The organism is Streptomyces sp. NPDC093544, assembly GCF_040683495.1.
Lineage (GTDB): Bacteria > Actinomycetota > Actinomycetes > Streptomycetales > Streptomycetaceae > Streptomyces.
On the sequence record NZ_JBFBEA010000012.1, the window covers coordinates 205,038 to 225,710 of the forward strand.

Genomic DNA, 20,673 nt, shown 5'->3' on the forward strand with positions numbered 1-20,673 from the left:
GGCAGGCGTACTGGCCGTGAATTCCGGGGAGTTGGGAGCCGGAGGAGGCTTTCAGCCGCGGGCTTCCTTGGGGCACAGTCGGCCCTGGCTATGCGCCGTGGTGGCCATGCCGATGATCTCGTCGAGCCGGTTCCGGGTCTTCGTCAGACCCCTGACCTGCTCGTCGATGCGGCCGCGTTCGGCCACGAGCCGGTCGAGCAGCTCCGGCGTCACCTCACGGGTGAACACACACGGCATCAGGTCCGCGATCGTCCGGCTCGCAAGCCCGGCGGCGTACAACTGCTGGATCAGCTGTATGCGCTCGACGGCGTCCTCCGAGTAGTGGCGCTGCCCGCTGGGGCTGCGCTCGGAGGTGAGCAGGTGCTGCTCCTCGTAGTAGCGCAGGGCTCGCACGCTCACACCCGCCCTGGTGGCCACTTCGCCGATGCGCATGCCGTATTCCCTCTTCCCTGAGTCCCGTCGTCTCTGAGTCCCGTCGTCTCTGAGTCCCGTCGTCTCTGAGCCCCGTCGTCTCTGAGTCCCGGACCGTTTCTTCCTTGGTGTTCCGGATCACAGCCCTTGCCTCTGACGTCAACGTCAGGTTTTAGCGTAGCGGCGCAGGGACCCACCCGGGTCCATCCAGGAGGACACCCATGAAGATCGCAGGCTCCGTCGCCCTCGTCACCGGCGCCAACCGCGGCATCGGCCGGCACTTCGCCCAGCAGCTGCTGGAGCGGGGCGCGGCCAAGGTGTACGCGACCGCACGCCGGCCCGAGCTCGTCGACATCCCCGGTGTGGAGGTGCTGAGGCTCGACATCACCGACCCGAAGTCGGTCGCCGCCGCGGCAGCCGCCGCCCCCGACGTCACCTTCCTGATCAACAACGCCGGCGTCTTCACCTCCCAGAACCTCATCGCCGGAGACCTGGACAAGATCCGGCTGGAGATGGACACCCACTTCTTCGGCACGCTCGATGTGGTCCGGGCGTTCGCTCCGGTCCTGGCCGCGAACGAGGGCGGCGCGATCCTGAACGTCCTGTCGGCGATGTCGTGGCTGGCATACGACGGTGCCAACGCCTATGGAGCGGCGAAGGCGGCCGAGTGGAGCCTCACCAACGGCGTCCGCCTCGAACTCGCCGCCCAGGGAACCCTCGTCACTGGCCTGCACCTGGCCAGCACGGACACCGACATGATGGCCGACTTCGACATCGAGAAGAACGATCCCGCCGATGTCGTACGCGCCGCTCTTGACGGCATCGAGGCGGGCCGCATCGAGGTCATCGCGGACGACGCGACGGCCGCCCTCAAGGCAGCGCTGTCCGCCGACCCCGGCGTGCTGTATCCGCAGGTGGTGCCTGCGTCCTAGGGGTCGGCGTCTTAGGCGTCAGGGGCTTGGGCTTCAGCTCGCCGCCAGATCCTTGTGGATGACCTTGGCCACGGCCTGGATGGTGTTGATGCCGTACTGCATGGTGCTGTTGCCGTGCGTCAGGACCGTGATCGTGTAGTCGTGGCCGCCGCCCTTGAAGGTGCCGACGCTGTGCACCCGCCAGCCGTGCGTGGCCCGCGACAGCCAGCCGTTCTTGACGTGCACGGCGACACCGGCGGGCGCCCCCGCCGGCGTACCCCAGCGCTGTGACGAGATGACCTGGCCCATCAGCTTGAGGATGTACGCGCGGGCGTTGTCGCTCAGCACCGAGTTCTTCGCGGTGCTGAGCGCGAGCAGCTTCTGCTCGTCGCGCACGGTGATCTGGGTCAGGCCCCAGTAGCCGTTCGCGCCCGGCTTGGTCTGGGTCATCCCGGCGGCGGTGAGGAAGCCCTTGATCTTCGTCAGGCCGAGCTGCTTCCACAGGGTGCTGGTCGCGGTGTTGTCCGACTTGGTGATCATCGCCTTGGCGAGGTCGGACTCGCGCTGCGTGAGATAGCGGTTGTGCTTCTTGGCGTCCCAGAGCAGCGTGGCCAGGACGGTGACCTTGACGACGCTGGCCGAGTCGTACGCGGTGCTGTTCCGCAGGGTGCAGGTCGTCTTCGTCGTACGGTCGTACAGCCCGACCGCGATGGTCCCCGTACGGTTCACGAGCGCCGCGGTGATGTCCTTCTTCAGCTTGGTGGCCAGGGCCGCCTTCGCAGAGGTACAGCTGACCTGCGGTGCCGTCGCCGCGGCGGCGGGCGTGGCGGCGGCCACGAACGGTATGAGCATCCCGGCGCCGATGCCCGCGCCGAGCACACGGGTACGCCGCGATATTCGGTGAGTCATGAAGGCTTCCCATCCCCTAGAAGCGATATGAGCGCGCCCCCGGCACGCTCACATCTCTTGACTCACAGGATGGGGCGAATGGTTGTACGACAGTTGCCTCGAAGGTGTGAGGTCGACGACATCGCGCCGGTCGCCGTTGATTTGGGGGTGTGAGGTCGGCGACATCGCGCCGGTCACCGTTGATTTGGAGGTGTGAGGCCGGCGACATCGGTCGGCGGACGGCCACACCGACGCGTTGCCTCAAGTGCTCCTCGAACTCAGCCCCGGGTGTCTTGATCCCCACGGCGGGGCCACCGTGTCCACCGGTGCCTTTGCACATTCATACGCATTCATGGGCCCTCCTTCACCCACCCACAGCGAAGCCCCAGGTTCAGCACAGCTGTCGCCCACCCCGGTCGCGGAGGATCCACCCGTGACATCTGCCACCGACCCACACCCCCACGCCCCTGTGGCCGCCCCCGACTCGCCCACTCCGACGCCGCCCGTACCCCCCGGGCCACCGGACAAGGCGCCGCGCTGGTCACTCCCCGCACTGATCGCGGTCCTGCTGCTGGCAGGGATCCTGTACTCCTGGAGTCTGTCCTCGTCCGGCCTGAACAGCTTCTACAGTGCCGCCGTGTTCAGCGGCACGCAGAGCTGGAAGGCCTGGTTCTTCGGCTCGCTGGACGCGGGCAACTTCCTCACCGTCGACAAGCCGCCCGTCGTACTGATGGTCATGGGCCTGTCCTGCCGCGTCTTCGGCTTCGGCACATGGCAGATGATGGCGCCCCTGATCGCGTCCGCGCTCGGCACCATCTGGATCCTGCACTCCTCCGTGAAGCGCGTCTTCGGGCACGGAGCGGCCCTCGTGGCCGCACTGGTCCTCGCGCTGACCCCGATCACGGTGGCCATCAACCGCGACAACAACCCCGACACACTGCTCGTCTTCCTCATGGTGGCGGGCGCGGCGCTGGCGCTGCGCGCGACGCGGGACGACAGGCTGCTGCCGCTGCTCGGCTCGGCGGTCTGCTTCGGACTCGCCTTCAACACGAAGATGCTGCAGGGGTACATCGCCCTGCCGGCCGTCTTCGCCGTGTACCTGTACGCGTCGAAGCTCGGCTGGAAGAAGAAGGCCGTGAACCTGGCGCTGGCCGCCGTGGCGCTGGCCGTCTCCAGCCTCTGGTGGGCGGCAGCCGTCTCCCTGGTGCCCGCCTCCGACCGGCCGTACATCGGCGGCTCGACGGACGGCAGCGCCTGGAACCTGATCATGGGCTACAACGGCTTCGGCCGCGTATTCGGCGGCGACGGCAACGGCGCGGGTGGCGGCGGAGGTGGCGGCGGTACCTTCGCCGGGACCGCCGGCATCGGCCGGATGTTCAACGACGTCCTGGGCGGCCAGATCTCCTGGCTGCTGCCCTTCGCGGGCATCGCGCTGGTCGGCGGCCTGGTGCTGTGCGGCCGCGCACCGCGCACGGACCTGACGCGCGCCGCGCTGGTGCTGTGGGGCGGCTGGACCGCGCTCCACTTCCTCACCTTCAGCATGGCCGAGGGCACCATGCACCCGTACTACACGACCGCGCTCGCGCCCGGCATCGCGGCACTGTGCGGAGGCGGCGGAGCGCTACTGCTGCGCGCCTTCCGCACCGACAAGAAGTGGGCGTGGGTGCTGCCCGCCGGCCTCGCGGTCACCGCGATCTGGGCCGTCGTACTGCTGCGCCGGACCACCGACTGGAACACCTGGCTGTGGCCGGCGATCACGGTGGTCATGGTGCTGGCGATCGTGGGTCTGCTCGTCTTCCGCTCCGGCCACCGGGCACGGCTGCTCACGGCCTCCGTGGTCGCGGCGATCGTGGCGTCGATCGCCGGCCCCGCCGCGTACGCCGCGTCGGTGCCTTCGGGCACGGGCGGCGGCATGGGCGGTACCAACCCGACGGCCGGGCCTTCGACGGGCGGCGGCGGTTTCGGTGGCGGGGGCGGCCGTCCGGGCGGCGGTGCCGCCGTGGCCGGAGGCCAGGCCGGAGGTCAGGCCGGGGGCCGCGGCGGTCAGGCCGGTGGCACCGGTACGCCGCCGAGCGGCATGCCCAGCGGCGCACCGGGCGGCGGGATGCCCGGGGGCCAGCAGGGCGGTGCGCGACCGGGCGGCGGTACTGGTACGCCTCCGAACGGCGCGGGCGGGACCGGCGCGGCCGGTGCCGCGGGTGGCGGTGCGGCCGGTGGCCAGCGCGGCGCCATGGGTGGCGGCATGGGCGGCGCCATGGGCGGTCGCGAGAGCCAAGGCTCGGACACCGCACTGATCAGCTACCTGGAGAAGAACCGTGACGGCGCCAAGTGGCTGCTCGCGGTGTCCGGTTCGCAGGCCGCCTCACAGCTCATCGTGAGCACCGAGCAGCCCGTGATCTCCATGTGGGGCTTCACCGGCACCGACCAGGCGATGACGCTCGCCAAGCTCAAGGAGCTGGTGAAGAAGGGCGAGTTGCACTACGTCCAGCTCGGCGGCGGCCTGGGCGGCGGACAGGGCGGAACCGACAGCCTCAGCGCGGAGGTGACGGCCTGGGTGGAGAAGAACGGTACGGCGGTGAAGGCGAGCGAGTACAGCAGCACCGCCTCGTCCTCCGCTTCCGAGACAGCGACCGGAACCCAGAACACCCAGTCGCTGTACCGGCTCGACCCGTCAGACGTCAACTAGGGGAAACCCTCGGCCAGTTGGGGTAAACCCTCGACTGAAGCAACCCCTGACCGTTCCCACGGTCAGGGGTTGCTCTCTATTCCGGAACGTCACACAAACGCCTCTCACTGGTTACACGGTCGACCCCCAAGACATGCCACGCTCCCGTTTACCGAAAAAGTCAACACGCGTAGATCGCAGCCTCGTTCAGCCGAGCATCGCGATCGGAAGCGTGCCGATTACGGGAAAGGGCACCCCCCATGTCCGTTGCGCAGATAGGCAGATGGAAGGCGCTTGCGGTGGCCACGTCCGCCGTGCTCGTCGGCCTCACCCTCCCGACCGTGGCCGCGACCCCCGCCGCCGCCACAACCAACGCGTACGACACCACGTACTACAAGAACGCGATCGGCAAGACCGGCACGAGCCTGAAGTCCTCGCTGCACACGATCATCGCCCCCCAGACCAAGATCTCGTACGACGCGGTCTGGAACGCGCTCAAGGTCACCGACCAGGACCCGAACAACAGCAACAACGTGATCCTGCTGTACAGCGGCGTCTCCCGCGCCAAGTCCCTCAACGGCGGCGACGTGGGCGACTGGAACCGCGAGCACACCTGGGCCAAGTCCCACGGTGACTTCGGCGAGGCGACCGGCCCCGGCACGGACCTGCACCACCTGCGTCCCGCGGACGTCCAGGTCAACAGCATCCGCGGCAACAAGGACTTCGACAACGGTGGCAGCTCGGTCACCGGCGGGGGCGGCAGCCTCACCGACTCCGACTCGTTCGAGCCGCGCGCCGCGGACAAGGGCGATGTGGCCCGCATGATCCTCTACATGACCGTCCGCTACGAAGGTGACGACGGCTGGGCCAACCTCGAGCCCAACCAGCTGGTGAACAACGGCAGCAACCCCTACATGGGCAAGCTCTCCGTCCTCAAGGCGTGGAACGAGGCGGACCCGCCCAGCGCCTTCGAGGAGAAGCGCAACCAGCTCATCTACGACAACTACCAGCACAACCGCAACCCGTTCATCGACCACCCCGAGTGGGTCGAGGCGATCTGGTAGCCACGGACTGACCGGTTGAACTCCCCGTATCCGGCGGGGAGTTCAACCTCCGTAACCTGCTCGGCCAGGAGGGGACCCCATGCCCGAAGCCGCCGCCACCAACACCACTGTCACCGACACCGCTGTCACCGACACCACCTGGCAGCTCCCCAGCACCCCGCGCAGCGCTCCGCACGCCCGGCAGCTGCTCCGCACCCAGCTCACCGACTGGCAGATCGTCGGCGAAGTGGCCGAAACGGCCGAGCTGTTGCTCTCGGAGCTGATCACCAACTCCCTCAAGCACGCGTGCACCCCGCCCGGCCGCGAGCTCGGCCTGCGCCTGGCGACGTACGACGGACTCCTGCGCGTGGAGGTCGCCGACGCGGACGACCGCCGGCCCCTTCCCCGGCATGCGACCCCCGGAGACGAAGGCGGCCGAGGGCTCACCCTGATCCAGGCCTTGGCCGAACGCTGGGGCTTCTGCCCCCGGCAGCACGGCACCGGAAAGGCGACCTGGGCGGAGCTGGCGCTGCCCCGGTGAGACAGATGAGCCAGGTGACCCCGGGGTGTCGTGGCGGTCAGTCCAGGTGCGTCGGCGCGAACATCCGCAGTACCGCCGGGAGCAGCACCACCGAAGGGCCGGGCGTCGCCAGGGCCTTCGACAGGTCCGTCTCCAGCGTCTCGGGGGTCGTGCGCACGCCCGGCACCCCGAAGGACTCGGCGAGGGCCACGTAGTCCGGGCGGGTCAGCTCCGTCGCCGTGGACTGGCCGAAGGCATCCGCCATGTACTCGCGGAGGATGCCGTAGCCGCCGTCGTCGACGATCAGCCAGGTGACGTTCAGGTCGTACTGCTTGGCCGTGGCCAGTTCGGCGATCGAATACAACGCGCCGCCGTCGCCCGAGACCGCGAGGACCGGGCGGGTCGGGTCGGCGGTCGCCGCACCCAGTGCCGCGGGGAATCCGTAGCCGAGGCCGCCCGCGCCCTGGGCGGAGTGCATGGCGTTCGCGCCGCGCGGGTCGAAGGCGGACCAGGCCCAGTAGGCGAGGATCGTCATGTCCCAGAAGGACGGGGAGCCGGCCGGAAGCGCCCGGCGGACGGCCGCCAACACGTCCTGTTCCAGAGTGAGTTCCTGGGCCGCGATGCGCTCCCCGACACGGGCGAGCACCGTACGCACCCGCTCCGCCGCCGTGTCGTCCTCCCGGTCGGACACCGTCTCCAACAGCGCCGACAACGCGAGCCGTGCGTCCGCGTGGATGCCCAGCGCCGGGTGGTTGGACTCCAGTTTGCCGAGGTCCGCCTCGATCTGGATGACCCGGCCCCGGGGCTTGAACGTGTGGTAGTTCGACGACAGTTCACCCAGGCCCGAGCCCACCACCAGCAGGACGTCCGCGTCCTCAAGGAAGTCCGTCGTGTGGCGGTCCTCCAGCCAGGACTGGAGGGAGAGCGGGTGTTCCCAGGGGAAGGCGCCCTTGCCGCCGAAGGTGGTGACGACGGGGGCGTTCAACTTCTCGGCGAGCCGGCGGAGCTTGCCGGACGCGTCCGCTCGTACGACGCCGCCGCCCGCGATGATCGCGGGGCGGGCGGCGTGCGACAGCAAGTGGGCCGCCAGTGCGGTGAGTTCGGGGCGCGGGACGACGTCCTCGGGGGTCGCGTCCATCGCCGTCACCACCGGCAGGGCCGTCTCGGCGAGGAGGACGTCCTGCGGGATCTCCACCCACACCGGGCCGTGCGGAACCGTCAGGGCCGACTCCCACGCCGCCGCGATCGCCGACGGGATCTGGGACTGGCTGCGGACCGTGTGGACGGACTTCACCACTCCCCTGAACGACGCCTGCTGGTCCGGGAGTTCGTGCAGATAGCCGTGGCGTCCGCCACCGAGCCCGGCGGTTGGGATCTGGCTGCTGATGGCGAGGACGGGAGAGGAAGCCGCGGCCGCTTCCTGGAGCGCGGCCAGCGAGGTCAGCGCGCCCGGACCGGTCGACAGCAGCAGCGGGGCCGCCTCGCCGGTGATACGGCCGTACGCGTCCGCCGCGAACCCCGCGTTGTTCTCGACGCGCAGGCCCACGTACTGGAGGGACGAGCGGCGCAGGGCGTCGAACATGCCCAGCGCGTGCTGGCCGGGCAGGCCGAAGACGGTTGTCGCGCCGAGACCGGTGAGGGTCTCCACGACCAGGTCCCCGCCGTTGCGCCCGGGGGGCGGGTTCAGCGCGGCCGAGGTCTGGGCGGCCGTGGGCCGGAGCACCAGGTCGTGGTCGTGGGTCACTTCGCTTCGCCGTCCTTACGAGCCTGGGCGATCCGGTCGCCGTCCTTACGAGCCTGCACGGTCCGGTCACCGTCCTTACGAGCCTGCGCGATCTGGCGGGACATGATCGTGGTGAGTTCGTACGCCGTGTGGGACGCGGCCACCGCGGTGATCTCGGCGTGATCGTACGCGGGCGCCACCTCCACCACGTCCGCCGAGACCAGGTTGCAGGACGACAGCCCGCGCAGGATCTCCAGGAGTTCGCGGGAGGTCATGCCGCCCGCCTCCGGCGTCCCGGTGCCGGGCGCGTGCGCCGGGTCGAGGCAGTCGATGTCGATGGAGATGTAGAGGGGGCGGTCGCCGATGCGCTGGCGCAGCTGGTCGGCGACCTCGTCGGCGCCGCGCCGGTAGATGTCCGCGGAGGTGACGATGCCGAAGCCCATCTTCTCGTCGTCGGTGAGGTCCTGCTTGCCGTACAGCGGGCCGCGGGTGCCGACGTGCGAGAGCGCCTCGGTGTCGAGGATGCCCTCCTCCACCGCCCGGCGGAACGGCGTGCCGTGCGTGTACTCAGCGCCGAAGTACGTGTCCCAGGTATCGAGATGCGCGTCGAAGTGGAGCAGCGCGACGGGGCCGTGCTTCTTGGCGACGGAGCGGAGCAGCGGCAGCGCGATGGTGTGGTCGCCGCCCAGCGTCATCAACCGGGCGCCGGTGCCGAGCAGTTCGTCGGCCGCCGCCTCGACACTCTCCACGGCCTCGTTGATGTTGAACGGGTTCGCCGCGATGTCACCGGCGTCCGCGACCTGCGCGAGGGCGAAGGGGGAGGCGTCCTGGGCGGGGTTGTAGGGGCGCAGCAGCCGGGACGCCTCGCGGATCGCGTTGCCGCCGAAGCGGGCGCCCGGCCGGTACGAGACGCCCGAGTCGAACGGCACCCCGACCACGGCGACATCGGCGGTGCCGACCTCGTCGAGGCGCGGCAGCCGGGCGAAGGTCGCGGGGCCCGCGTACCGCGGAACGCGGGACGAGTCGACGGGGCCGCGGGGCGTCTCGTTGCCGCTCATGATGACATGCCTTCTTTCCTACGCAACGTCGCGTATGTACAACTAAGTAAAACCAACTACTGCTAAGTACGGCTAAGTACGGCTAAGTACCTCCAGTACGACTCTACTGGTGAGCCGGAACCGGCTCGGACAAGGGTTCGGCGGCCCGGCCCGCGAGGCGCTCCCGCCAAGCGGCCAGTACGGCGGCGTCGGTCGCGGGCGTGGCCAGCGAGACGATCACGTACACGGCGAGCGAGGAGAGCAGCCCGTAGTAGATGGGCTCGTTCGCGAGGATGCCGTACGTCGCCATCAGGCCGATGACCGCGCCGCCGCCGACCACGACGGCGGCGAGCGCGCCCTGTGCGGTGCCGCGCTTCCACAGCAGTCCGCCGAGGATCGGGACGAGGAGTCCAGCGACCAGCAGGTTGTACGCGACGGTCAGCGCCTCGACGACGTTGTTGAGCGCGATCGCCGTACCGATCACCGCGATGCCCATGATCAGGATGAAGGCGCGGTTGCCCCTGACCTCGTCGCGCTCTTCGCCGTCCTTGCCGTCCTTGTCGTCCTTGCCCGGGGCGGCTCTCCGCAGTCGCGACCAGATGTCGTTGTTGGCGACGGTGGCGCAGGCGATGAGCGCGCCGGAGGAGGTCGACATCACGGCGGCGAGGGCGGCCGCGAGCACCAAACCCCGTACCCCGACCGGGAGTTCGTCCTTCACGATGGTCGCGAAGGCGGCGTCGGCGCTGGGCAGCGTCGGGTACATGACCTTGGCCGCCGTACCGATGACGGCGCCCGCGACGGCGTAGACCAGGCAGTACGTACCGGCGACCGTGCCGCCCCACTTCGCCGTGGTGTCGCTGCGCGCGGTGAACACGCGCTGCCAGATGTCCTGCCCGATCAGCATGCCGAACGTGTAGATCAGCACGTACGTGAAGATCGTCTCGCCGCCGATGCCCAGCGGGTCGAAGTACTCGGTCGGCAGCTTCGCCTTCATCTCGCTGAACCCACCAGCTTTCACGACGGCGATGGGGAGCAGCAGGAGCAGCACACCGATGGTCTTGACCACGAACTGCACCATGTCGGTGAGCGTGATCGACCACATGCCGCCGAGCGTCGAGTACGCCACGACGATCGAGCCGCCGAGGACGATCGCGAGCGTCCGGTTCATGTCGAAGAGGACGTCGAAGATCGTGGCGTACGCGATGGTCGAGGTGACGGCGAGCATGAGGGTGTACGCCCACATCACGACACCGGAGATGACTCCGGCGCGGCCGCCGTAGCGGAGGTCGAGCATCTCGGAGACGGTGTAGACCTTCAGGCGGGCGATGCGGGCGGAGAAGAAGACGGACAGCGCGAGGAGTCCGAGCCCGATGGTGAAGACCATCCAGGCGCCGGAGAGCCCGTACTGGTAGCCGAGGCCGACCCCGCCGATGGTGGACGCGCCGCCGAGGACGATCGCCGCCATGGTCCCGGAGTACATGGCAGGACCGAGGCGCCGCCCCGCGACGAGGAAGTCGCTCTTCGACTTGGCGCGGCGCATGCCCCACCAGCCCATCGCCAGCATGCCGGCCAGATAGACGACGATCACTGTGTAGTCGACGGCCATGGGGTCTCCTCCGCGCGCTCGGTGGCGTGTCGTGCAGGTGATGTGTGGGGAGCTTTGGCCGGTGCTGGTCGCGGGGACATCCGCCCGTACCCGCGGCTGCCGGCGGTCACGACACTAGGTGGCCGGAAAGAGACACTGAAGTGTACGTTTCATCCATTGCCGCTGATCTGGATGGAGGGAACGTCCACTCATGCCGGACGCATCCACCTCACCTGTCTCACTTGTCCCGCCCGTACCGCCGACCCCGCCGGTGCCGCTCTCCGCGTTGCTGGCCAGGGAGGACCTCGGCCTGCACCAGATCGCCGGGCCTTCCGACCCGGACACGGTGATCCACTGGGCGCACACGTCGGAGATGGCGGACCCGTACCCGTATCTGCTGGGCGGCGAACTGCTCCTCACCGCCGGCGTCCACATCCCGGAGGCTGCGGGCTCCGGCACCTACTTCGACGACTACGTCGCCCGCATCGTCGCCGCGGGTGGCGCAGCCCTCGGCTTCGGTGTGGCCCCGGTCCACGACACGGTCCCGCGCGCCCTGGTCGCGGCCTGCGACACCTACGGCCTCCCCCTCATCGAGGTCCCGCCCCGCACCACCTTCTCGGGCGTGGCCCGCGCGGTCTGGCAACTCATGGCCCAGGCCCGCCACACGGAGTTGCGCCGCGTCACAGAGGCCCAGCAGAGCCTCGCCGCGGCCGCCGCCCGCCCGGATCCGGTACCGGCGGTGCTACGACAGCTCGCCCAGCGAGTGGGCGGCTGGGCCGTGCTGTACGGGCCGGAGGGGGCGGAGCTGGCGCGGGCGGGCAGGGTGGCGGGGGCGGAGGGGGCTGCTGGGCGGGGTGTGGTCGGGCAGACGCCGACCAGGCAGGCACCGGGCAGGCAAGCTCCGGGCACCCAGGCGCCGAACAGGCAAGCTCCGGAAGGGCAGGCACCGGGCAGGCAAGCTCCGGGCACCCAGGCGCCGAGCAGGCAAGCTCCGGAAGGGCAGGCCTCGGGCGGGCAGACTCCCGCAGCAGAGGCCTCGGCCGGGCAAGCGCCGAGCGCGCAGGCTCCGGTCGCACGGACGTCAGCCGGGCAGACCCTGGCCGTCCGGAACCCGGCCGCGCAAGCGGCGCCGGCCGTCCAAGAGACGTCGGCTGGACAAGAGACGTCGGCTGGACAGACCCCCGCCGAGCACGCCCTCGCCGAGTTGGCCCGGGTCGTGCGGCCCGGGGGGACCCAGGGCGGGCCCACCGGCCCCGCCCCCTCCTCCGCCACCGACACCGTAGGTGGCACGCACCTCGCCGCCTACGCCCTCGGGGCCGGGCAGGGCTTCGTACTTGGGGTCGGGGTCGGGGCGTCGCGGCGTGAGCCCGGGGATCACACCATTGCCTCCGTGGCGGCCGTGCTGCTCTCCCTCCTCACCGGGGAGCAGCAGAGCGGGAGCGGGGCGGCGCGGTCGGCGGCGCTCGTGCGGTTGCTGCTGGGTGCCTCGCCGGAGGCGGTCGCGCCGTTGCTGGGCGGCGGGGAGCGCTGGGTCGTCGTACACGCGCGGCCCGCCGGGGACGGTTCCGCTCCGGACGCCGTCGCCGCGTCCGCGCTCGGGGCGGCGCTGGGCTCCGCGCTGGTCGACGCGGGCGGTGACGTCGTACGCGTCCTTGTGCCCGGCGACGGTGAGCCCGCCCCGCAGGCGGGCTGGACCTGCGGGGTCAGCGCGCCCGCCGGCCCGCACGAGTGGGCGGCGGCCGACGCGCAGGCCGCCCGCGCGCTGGCCCGCGCCCGGGCCACCCGTACGGCGCTGGTCCGCCACGGTGAGCGTTCCGCGCTCGCCGACCTCGTCCCCCCGCCGGATGCCGAGGCCCACGCCCGCGCTCTCCTCGCGCCCATCGCCGCGAACTCCGCCCTCATCGAGACCCTCCGCACCTGGCTCTCCCTGCACGGCAGTTGGGACCGTACGGCGGTGGCTCTGTCCGTCCACCGCAATACGGTCCGCCAACGCATCGCGCGTTGTGCGGGGTTGCTGGGGGCGGACCTCGATGATCCGGATGTCCGGATGGAGTTGTGGTTCGCGTTGCGGGCGGGGTGAGGGGCGCGGAGGCAAGCCTTTCAGGTGACCGAGTCGGGTGGTGGGTGGGAAAATTGCCGCGGAGCCGCGGAGCGGCGGAGCGGCGGGCGCGGAGCGGACGGGAGTGTCTTGCCGCGGAGCGGGCGGGGAAGGCACGCCGCGGAGCGGCGTCGCGGGCCCGCACAGGCCGGCGGCAACAGGGCATCCGGGGTCCACTCACCCTCGTACGCCCAAGTGACCCGTATCCCAGGGTTCGGGACATCCGGGTCGCACACCGGGAGCGACGGCACAATGGACCTATGCCGATACCCGGGATCCCCAGCCGCCAAGAGCTCGTCGACCACCTCGTCAAGACGCGCATCGCGGGCGACGTAGCCACGCCCCGCGAGAACAACCTCTCTCACTACCGCAAGCTGGCGAACGGCGAGCGCAACTGGTGGCTCGGCCTTGAGCTCGGCGACCGCTGGACCGACGAGCAGGACGTGCTCGCGGTGATGGCGGAACGCTGCGGCGTGAACGACGACCCGGAGTACCGGTACGGCCAGGACACCATCGACCCGGAGCTGACGGTCGACGCGCTGGACCGTGCGGCGGCGCGACTGCGCAAGGCGGCCGACGGCACCCAGAGCGTGCTCTTCGCGACCGGGCACCCGGGCGGCCTGCTCGACGTGCACCGCGCGACCGCCGCCGCCCTGCGCGCCGCCGGCTGCGAGATCGTGGTCATCCCGGACGGGCTGCAGACGGACGAGGGGTACGTGATGCAGTTCGCGGACGTCGCGGTCCTTGAGCACGGCGCCACCCTCTGGCACACCCATTCGGGTGAGCCGATGCGCTCGATCCTGGGCGGTCTGGAGCGCGAGGGCCGGCCGCTGCCCGACCTGGTCTTCGCCGACCACGGCTGGGCCGGCTTCGCGGGCCAGCAGGGCATCGACTCCATCGGGTACGCCGACTGCAACGACCCCGCCCTGTTCCTCGCCGAGTCCGAAGGCACCCTCCAGGTGACGATCCCGCTGGACGACCACGTCATCAGCCCCCGGTACTACGACCCGATGACGGCGTACCTGCTGAACGCGGCGGGCCTGGCCTGACCCGGTCCAGCCAGATCCCGGCGATCGACGACGGCGCCCGTCCCGCTAGTGCTGTGACCGCGTAGGTTCGCCGGGTCTGTGCCTCGTGTCACCTCCGCCAGAACAGGTGGTGCGCAACGCCGCTCGTGCTGGCCACGACCTCGAGATCGAACCGGTCGAGCAGGTCATCGGGTGACTCCCAGAGGCGAAGGCCAGACCCGAGCTTCACCGGCGCGACCGCCACGTGCATGGTGTCGACGAGGTCGGCGTCGAGGAACTGCCGGATGGTGGTGACTCCGCCGCCGAGTCGGACGTCCTTGCCCTGTGCCGCCTCCCGCGCCCGTTCGAGGACTGTCATCGGGTCGCCGTCGACGAAGTGGAATGTGGTGTCGGAGAGCGTGAGCGAGGGACGTTCGTGGTGGGTCATGACGAACACCGGGGTGTGAAACGGGGGCTCGTCACCCCACCAGCCGCGCCAGTCATGGTCGTGCCAGGGCCCGCGCTGGGGGCCGAACTTGTTGCGGCCCATGATCTCGGCGCCGATGTCGCGTGCGAAGTCCCGCGTGAAGTAGTCGTCGAGGCCGCGGCTGCCTCCGGGCTCGGTGCGCATGGGCCAGCTTGCCGTGGCGCCGGCCCAGGCGAACAGCCTCTCGGGATTGGCGTGGCCGAACGGGCTCTCGAGGCTCTGGTGCTCACCGGCACCGATTCCGTCACTTGAGACGTTGAAGTTCATGCCTTTCAGTAGCTGATCCACGTGTTTTCCTCGTCAGGTCCTGTCGCATCCTCGTGTGGCGAAGTGCCCCACATCAGGACGTCGAACGGGACGTGGCCGGATCGACAGCGGCCCGTAGCTTTCTCCCAAGGTGTGCCCGGGTCTGCACGGCGTGGTTGGGGTGGTGGGAGTTGGCGATGGTGAACGGCCTCTGTGGTCCGCAGTGCGCCTCGATCGGATTCGCCCACGGGGCGTAGGTCGGGGTGAAGCACGGCTCGACCTTGTTCTTCTTCGCCCAGCTGCGGATGTCGGCGCCCGGTCACCGTCATGCCTCCCCCTCGCGCCTCGGCGTCCCATCCTGCCGCCCGCCGAGCCCCGCTCACAGGTCCCGTTGGCGAGAACCGGACCACGGGTACCGCCCGCCACGGCAACAGGTACGGCCACGCGTACCGCCCGTCACGGCCACGGGTTGAGCCCCTCCTCGCGCCGCTGCGCGTACCCCGGCGTCGGATCCAGGTACAGCCGGCTCACCCCGGGGAACACCTCCCGCAGCCGCTGCTCCGCCTGCTCGCAGGCCCACTCGATCTGGGCGGCGGTCGACGCGTCCCGGAAGTCGACCTTCGCGGCGACCAGCGCCTCGTGCGGCCCCTGCACGAGAGTCGTCAACTCCAGTACGGCTTCCACGTGTTCCATCGCGAGCAGTTCGGCCCGGATCCGCTCCCGCATCTGCTTGGGCAGCGGACGCCCGATGAGCAGCTCCGCGTTGGAGCGGCCGAGCACCCAGGCGACGTACAGCAGGAGTACGCCGATGCACAGGGACGCGAGGCCGTCCCAGACCCCGGAGCCGGTGAGCTGCCCGCCGAGCAGACCGCCCGCTGCGAGCAGCAGGCCCGCCAGGGCGGCCGTGTCCTCCATGACGACGGCCTTCACCGCGGTGTCGGGGGTGTGCCGGAGGTAGAGCTTGAAGGAGGTCCCGACGCGCTTCGCCTCGCCGCGCGTCTGGCGGACACCGGTGCGCAGGGAGTAGCCCTCCAGGAGGAAGGCGACGGCGAGCACGATGTACGAGATGAGCGGGTCGCCGAGTTCCTCGCCCGCGACGAGGGTGTGGATACCGTCGTAGAGCGAGAACACCGCACCGCCGACGAAGGTCGCGACGGCCGCGAGGAGCGCCCAGATGTAGCGCTCGGGGCCGTAGCCGAGTGGGTGTTCCTCGTCCGCCGGTTTCTCGCTGCGCTTCAGCGCGACCAGCAGCATCACCTCGGTGACCGTGTCCGCCACCGAGTGCGCCGCCTCCGACAGCATCGCGCTGGACCCGCTGATCACCCCGGCGACGGCCTTGGCGAGCGCGATCCCCAGATTGGCGGCGGCGGCGACGAGCACCGTGGAGGTGCTCTCGCCGCCGCCGCTGTCCTGCTCAGAAACCTCAGCCATGTCTCCCAGTCTTACCCGGGGGTTGCTCACCGTGGGACGCGGACCACGCCCTCCTGGATCACCGTTATCGCCAGTTGTCCTTCTTGCGTGTAAATGCGGGCCTGACCGAGGCCCCGCCCGCCTGACGCGGACGGCGACTCCTGGTCGTACAGCAGCCACTCGTCGGCGCGGAACGGCCGGTGGAACCACATCGCGTGGTCGAGGGAGGCGCCGACGACGTCGCCGACGGCCCAGCCGCCGCGTCCGTGGGCGAGCAGGATGGAGTCGAGGAGCGTCATGTCGGAGACGTAGGTGGCGAGGCAGACGTGCAGCAGCGGGTCGTCGGCGAGCTTGCCGTTGGCGCGGAACCACACCTGCGAGCGCGGTTCACGCGGCTGCCCGTACCTGCCGTAGGGCGGGTCGTCGACGTAGCGCAGATCGACCTCGGCGCGCGTTTCCAGGATCCTGGCCACGACCTCGGGGTCGAGGTTCTCGTACGAGGTGAGCCGTTCCTCGGCCGTGGGCAGCGTGGCGGGGTCGGGCGCGGGCGGCATCGGCGTCTGGTGGTCGAAGCCTTCCTCGTGCTTCTGGAAGGAGGCGGAGAGGTGGAAGATCGGCTGCCCGTGCTGGATCGCGACCACCCGGCGGGTGGTGAAGGACCGGCCGTCGCCGATGCGGTCCACGGTGTAGACGATGGGCGCGCCGGCGTCGCCCATGCGCAGGAAGTACGAGTGGAGCGAGTGGGCGAACCGGTCGTCGGGGACCGTCCGTCCCGCGGCGACGAGCGCCTGTGCGGCGACCTGTCCGCCGAAGACCCGTGGGACGACGGAGGACCGGGACTGGCCGCGGAAGATGTTCTCCTCGATCTGCTCGAGGTCGAGCAGATCGAGGAGAGACTGAAGTGCCTGACTCATGGAGCCATTTCTACTGGCCAGTAATTTCGGGAACCTTACAAGCCCGTGTCCTTGACTACAGGCCCGTGTCCTTGACTACAGGCCCACGCCTTTGACTACAGGCCCATGTCCTTGGCGATGATCGACTTCATGATCTCGCTGGTGCCGCCGTAGATCCTGTTCACGCGGTTGTCCGCGTACAGGCGGGCGATCGGGTACTCGTTCATGAAGCCGTAGCCGCCGTGCAGCTGAAGGCAGCGGTCGATGACACGGTGTGCGACCTCGGTGCAGAACAGCTTGGCGCTCGCGGCCTCGGCCGGGGACAGCTCGCCCGCGTCGAGGGCCTCCAGGGCGCGGTCGGCGACGGCCTGCGCGGCGTCCACCTCGGCCTGACAGGCGGCCAGCTCGAACTTGGTGTTCTGGAAGTGGGCGACCGTCTTGCCGAAGACGACGCGCTCCTGGACGTACTGCTTGGCGAACCGGACGGCCGCCGCGGCCTGCGCATACGCGCCGAACGCGATGCCCCAGCGCTCGGAGGGCAGGTTGCCGCCGAGGTAGTAGAAGCCCTTGTTCTCCTCGCCGAGCAGGTCCTCCAGCGGCACCTTCACGTCGACGAACGCCAGCTCGGCGGTGTCGGAGGTCTTCAGGCCGAGCTTGTCCAGCTTGCGGCCGACCGAGTAGCCCTCGGACTTGGTGTCCACGGCGAAGAGCGAGATGCCGAAGCGGCGGTCCTCGGCCGTGGGCGCGGAGGTGCGGGCGCAGACGATGACCTTGTCGGCGTGCACACCACCGGTGATGAAGGTCTTGGCGCCGTTGAGGACGTAGTGCGTGCCGTCCTCGGAGAGCTTCGCGGTGGTCTTCATGCCCGCGAGGTCGGAACCGGTGCCCGGCTCGGTCATCGCCAGGGCCCACATCTCCTCGCCGGAGACGAACTTCGGCAGGAAGCGCTTCTTCTGCTCGTCGGTGGCGAGCGCCTTGATGTACGGCAGGCCCAGCAGCACGTGCACACCGGAGCCGCCGAAGGAGACACCCGCGCGCGCGGTCTCCTCGGACATCACGGCCTCGAACTTGTACGAGTCGATGCCCGCGCCGCCGTACTCCTCGTCCACGCGGATGCCGAAGACGCCGAGCTCGGCAAGCTTGTAGTAGAAGTCGCGCGGCGCCTGGCCCGCGGCGAACCACTCGTCATAGACGGGGACGACCTCGGCCTCGATGAAGGCCCGAAGGGTCTCCCGGAACGCCTCGTGGTCCTCGTTGAACACAGTACGGCGCACCTGCCGACACCCCTTCTTCGCGGCTGAACCGCCGCCGCTCTCGCGTATGTGGTTGCGCTCGCCGTAGGGGTTGCTCAATTGATGGTTGCGGCCCTATGGCTAAGCGCTTGCTCAGCCACATGTTACCGGGCAGTCGCGACCGTCGTCCAGACCAACGGCCCCGAGACGCTCGTCACGCCCCCGCCGCCTCGAAGGCACCCCGCGCCATCCGGTGCAGGAGCGCGGCGGTGGCGGCACGGCCCGGCAGTGATCCCGGGCGTCCCAGGTGCGGGGTGGAGTTGAGCAGGCCGAAGACCGAGTGCACGGCCGAGCGGGCGGTGGGCTCCGAGAGGGACGGATAGACCGCGCGTACGACCTCCACCCACAGCTCGACGTACTGCCGCTGAAGCTGTCGTACGAGCTTGCGGTCACTGTCGCGGAGGCGGTCCAGCTCGCGGTCGTGCAGGGTGATCAGGGGGCGGTCGTCGAGGGCGAAGTCGATGTGCCCCTCGATGAGCGAGTCGAGGACCCGCTCCGACGGGTTCCCGTCGGCCTCGGCGAGGCGCCCCTTGGCGCCGGTCAGCAGCTGCCCACTGATCCCTACGAGCAGCTCGGCGAGCATCGCGTCCTTGCCGGGGAAGTGCCGGTACAGACCGGGGCCGCTGATGCCGACCGCGGCGCCTATCTCATCCACTCCCACACCGTGGAAGCCGCGCTCGGCGAACAGCCGGGCGGCCTCCTTGAGGATCTGCTCGCGACGGGTGGGGGCGTCGGTTCTCGTGGCCATGAAAGTAATTCTAGACAGAGAGGTTAGCGGTCGTTAACCTGGAGGAAACGCGTTAACGCTCATTAACAAGCTGAGGGGTCCGCGCAATGCACCACGAGGCACCGGAGCTGACGAGCGCGGGGGACCCCGCGTCGGAGGCCTGGCGAGCCAATGAGGCGGCCCATCGCGCGCTGGGCGAGGAGTTGCGGCAGAAGCTGGCCGCGGCCCGGCTGGGTGGCGGCGAGCGTGCGCGGAACCGGCACACCGCGCGCGGAAAGCTGCTTCCGCGCGACCGCGTGGACGCACTCCTGGACCCGGGATCACCCTTCCTGGAGCTGGCCCCGCTGGCCGCGGAGGGGCTGTACGACGGGCAGGCCCCGGCCGCCGGAGTGATCGCCGGGATCGGCCGGGTGAGCGGCCGCGAGTGCGTGGTCGTCGCCAATGACGCGACCGTCAAGGGCGGCACGTACTACCCGATGACGGTCAAGAAGCACCTGCGCGCCCAGGAGGTGGCGCTCGAGAACCGCCTCCCCTGCATCTACCTCGTCGACTCCGGAGGAGCCTTCCTGCCCATGCAGGACGAGGTCTTCCCCGACCGCGAGCACTTCGGGCGGATCTTCTACAACCAGGCGCGGATGAGCGGTGCCGGGATCCCGCAGATCGCCGCCGTCCTCGGCTCCTGCACGGCCGGTGGCGCATACGTGCCCGCGATGAGCGACGAGGCCGTGATCGTGCGCAATCAGGGCACGATCTTCCTCGGCGGCCCTCCCCTGGTGAAGGCCGCCACCGGCGAGGTCGTCACCGCCGAGGAACTGGGCGGCGGCGAGGTCCACGCGCGTGTGTCGGGTGTCACCGACCATCTCGCGGAGGACGACGCGCACGCGCTGCGGATCGTCCGGAACATCGCCGCCACCCTCCCCGCGCGCGGGCCCCTGCCCTGGGCGGTCGCGGCGTCGGTCGAGCCGAAGGTGGACCCGTACGGGCTGTACGGCGCGGTGCCGGTCGACTCCCGCACTCCCTATGACGTACGCGAGGTCATCGCGCGCGTGGTCGACGGTTCGCGTTTCGCCGAGTTCAAGGCGGAGTTCGGGCAGACCCTGGTCACCGGCTTCGCACACATCCACGGCCACCCGGTCGGGATCGTCGCCAACAACGGCATCCTGTTCTCCGAATCGGCCCAGAAGGGCGCCCACTTCATCGAGCTCTGCGACCAGCGGGGCATCCCCCTGGTGTTCCTGCAGAACATCTCGGGGTTCATGGTGGGACGGCAGTACGAGGCCGGGGGCATCGCCAAGCACGGCGCCAAGATGGTCACGGCCGTCGCCTGCACCCGCGTGCCGAAGCTGACCGTGGTGGTGGGCGGGTCGTACGGAGCGGGGAACTACTCGATGTGCGGCCGGGCGTACTCGCCGCGCTTCCTGTGGATGTGGCCCAACGCCAAGATCTCCGTGATGGGCGGCGAACAGGCCGCCTCCGTCCTCGCGACCGTCAAGCGCGACCAGTTGGAGGGGCGCGGGGAGTCCTGGCCCGCCGAGGACGAAGAGGCCTTCAAGGACCCGATCCGCGAGCAGTACGAGCGCCAGGGCAGCGCCTACTACGCGACGGCCCGCCTCTGGGACGACGGCGTGATCGACCCGATGGAGACCCGGCAGGTGCTGGGGCTTGCCTTGACCGCTTGCGCCAACGCGCCCCTGGGTGAACCCCAGTTCGGCGTTTTCCGGATGTGAGGG

General features: G+C 70.0%; 17 protein-coding genes and 1 pseudogene. 7 read left to right on the forward strand and 11 right to left on the reverse strand.

Annotation, left to right across the window (positions count from 1 at the left end; all coding sequences use genetic code 11):
* Positions 1-51: 51 nt before the first annotated feature.
* Positions 52-432 (reverse strand): MerR family transcriptional regulator, encoded by a 381-nt coding sequence (locus tag AB0N66_RS20275; RefSeq protein WP_365436596.1) that lies wholly within the window; start codon positions 430-432, stop codon positions 52-54.
* A gap of 200 nt (positions 433-632) precedes the next feature.
* Between AB0N66_RS20275 and AB0N66_RS20280 the strand changes: the two genes are divergently transcribed.
* Entirely contained in the window at positions 633-1,343 is a 711-nt protein-coding gene (locus tag AB0N66_RS20280) for an SDR family oxidoreductase (RefSeq protein WP_365436598.1), read from the forward strand.
* 33 nt (positions 1,344-1,376) lie between these two features.
* Here AB0N66_RS20280 and AB0N66_RS20285 read toward each other — a convergent pair whose 3' ends face one another.
* Complete coding sequence (locus AB0N66_RS20285) at positions 1,377-2,231, reverse strand: serine hydrolase (RefSeq protein ID WP_365436601.1); 855 nt, start codon at positions 2,229-2,231, stop codon at positions 1,377-1,379.
* Between the two features lie 412 nt (positions 2,232-2,643).
* On the opposite strand from AB0N66_RS20285, the gene AB0N66_RS20290 reads away from it, so the two are divergent.
* From AB0N66_RS20290 to AB0N66_RS20300, 3 genes are all read left to right on the forward strand, one after another.
* Positions 2,644-4,896 carry a glycosyltransferase family 39 protein gene (locus AB0N66_RS20290; protein ID WP_365436604.1) on the forward strand — a complete coding sequence of 751 codons (2,253 nt, stop codon included), beginning with the start codon at positions 2,644-2,646 and terminating at the stop codon, positions 4,894-4,896.
* 239 nt (positions 4,897-5,135) lie between these two features.
* Positions 5,136-5,939 carry an endonuclease gene (locus AB0N66_RS20295; RefSeq protein WP_365436607.1) on the forward strand — a complete coding sequence of 268 codons (804 nt, stop codon included), beginning with the start codon at positions 5,136-5,138 and terminating at the stop codon, positions 5,937-5,939.
* Positions 5,940-6,018: 79 nt separating this feature from the next.
* Positions 6,019-6,459: an ATP-binding protein gene (locus AB0N66_RS20300; protein ID WP_365436610.1), complete on the forward strand. Its 441-nt coding sequence runs from the start codon at positions 6,019-6,021 to the stop codon at positions 6,457-6,459.
* Between the two features lie 37 nt (positions 6,460-6,496).
* On the opposite strand, the gene AB0N66_RS20305 is transcribed toward AB0N66_RS20300, so the two are convergent.
* From AB0N66_RS20305 to AB0N66_RS20315, 3 genes are all read right to left on the reverse strand, one after another.
* Positions 6,497-8,182: a thiamine pyrophosphate-binding protein gene (locus AB0N66_RS20305; RefSeq protein ID WP_365436613.1), complete on the reverse strand. Its 1,686-nt coding sequence runs from the start codon at positions 8,180-8,182 to the stop codon at positions 6,497-6,499.
* Entirely contained in the window at positions 8,179-9,219 is a 1,041-nt protein-coding gene (speB, locus tag AB0N66_RS20310) for an agmatinase (RefSeq protein ID WP_365436616.1), read from the reverse strand. Before speB ends, AB0N66_RS20305 begins: the two co-directional genes overlap by 4 nt.
* Before the next feature lie 103 nt (positions 9,220-9,322).
* Entirely contained in the window at positions 9,323-10,804 is a 1,482-nt protein-coding gene (locus AB0N66_RS20315) for a sodium:solute symporter (protein WP_365436618.1), read from the reverse strand.
* Positions 10,805-10,994: 190 nt separating this feature from the next.
* Here AB0N66_RS20315 and AB0N66_RS20320 point away from each other — a divergent pair, with 190 nt between their 5' ends.
* Both AB0N66_RS20320 and AB0N66_RS20325 read left to right on the forward strand, forming a co-directional pair.
* A complete protein-coding gene (locus tag AB0N66_RS20320; protein ID WP_365436621.1) occupies positions 10,995-12,863 on the forward strand; it encodes a helix-turn-helix domain-containing protein in 1,869 nt (622 codons plus the stop codon).
* 278 nt (positions 12,864-13,141) lie between these two features.
* The gene (locus AB0N66_RS20325; RefSeq protein ID WP_365436624.1) at positions 13,142-13,930 is read left to right on the forward strand and encodes a phosphatase; all 789 of its coding nucleotides are present in this window, start codon (positions 13,142-13,144) and stop codon (positions 13,928-13,930) included.
* A gap of 88 nt (positions 13,931-14,018) precedes the next feature.
* On the opposite strand, the gene AB0N66_RS20330 is transcribed toward AB0N66_RS20325, so the two are convergent.
* The 6 genes and pseudogenes from AB0N66_RS20330 to AB0N66_RS20355 form a co-directional block, all read right to left on the reverse strand.
* Positions 14,019-14,663 (reverse strand): dihydrofolate reductase family protein, encoded by a 645-nt coding sequence (locus AB0N66_RS20330; RefSeq protein WP_365436626.1) that lies wholly within the window; start codon positions 14,661-14,663, stop codon positions 14,019-14,021.
* Positions 14,664-14,715: 52 nt separating this feature from the next.
* Positions 14,716-14,937, reverse strand: a pseudogene (locus AB0N66_RS20335) (hypothetical protein); the annotation flags it as partial.
* Positions 14,938-15,077: 140 nt separating this feature from the next.
* Positions 15,078-16,052 (reverse strand): cation diffusion facilitator family transporter, encoded by a 975-nt coding sequence (locus AB0N66_RS20340; RefSeq protein ID WP_365436628.1) that lies wholly within the window; start codon positions 16,050-16,052, stop codon positions 15,078-15,080.
* Positions 16,053-16,078: 26 nt separating this feature from the next.
* Complete coding sequence (locus AB0N66_RS20345; RefSeq protein ID WP_365436630.1) at positions 16,079-16,945, reverse strand: acyl-CoA thioesterase II; 867 nt, start codon at positions 16,943-16,945, stop codon at positions 16,079-16,081.
* 95 nt (positions 16,946-17,040) lie between these two features.
* Positions 17,041-18,198: an acyl-CoA dehydrogenase family protein gene (locus tag AB0N66_RS20350; protein WP_365436633.1), complete on the reverse strand. Its 1,158-nt coding sequence runs from the start codon at positions 18,196-18,198 to the stop codon at positions 17,041-17,043.
* A 172-nt stretch (positions 18,199-18,370) separates the two neighbouring features.
* Positions 18,371-18,964 (reverse strand): TetR/AcrR family transcriptional regulator, encoded by a 594-nt coding sequence (locus tag AB0N66_RS20355; protein WP_365436636.1) that lies wholly within the window; start codon positions 18,962-18,964, stop codon positions 18,371-18,373.
* Between the two features lie 86 nt (positions 18,965-19,050).
* Between AB0N66_RS20355 and AB0N66_RS20360 the strand changes: the two genes are divergently transcribed.
* The gene (locus AB0N66_RS20360) at positions 19,051-20,670 is read left to right on the forward strand and encodes a carboxyl transferase domain-containing protein (RefSeq protein ID WP_365436639.1); all 1,620 of its coding nucleotides are present in this window, start codon (positions 19,051-19,053) and stop codon (positions 20,668-20,670) included.
* Positions 20,671-20,673 lie beyond the last annotated feature (3 nt).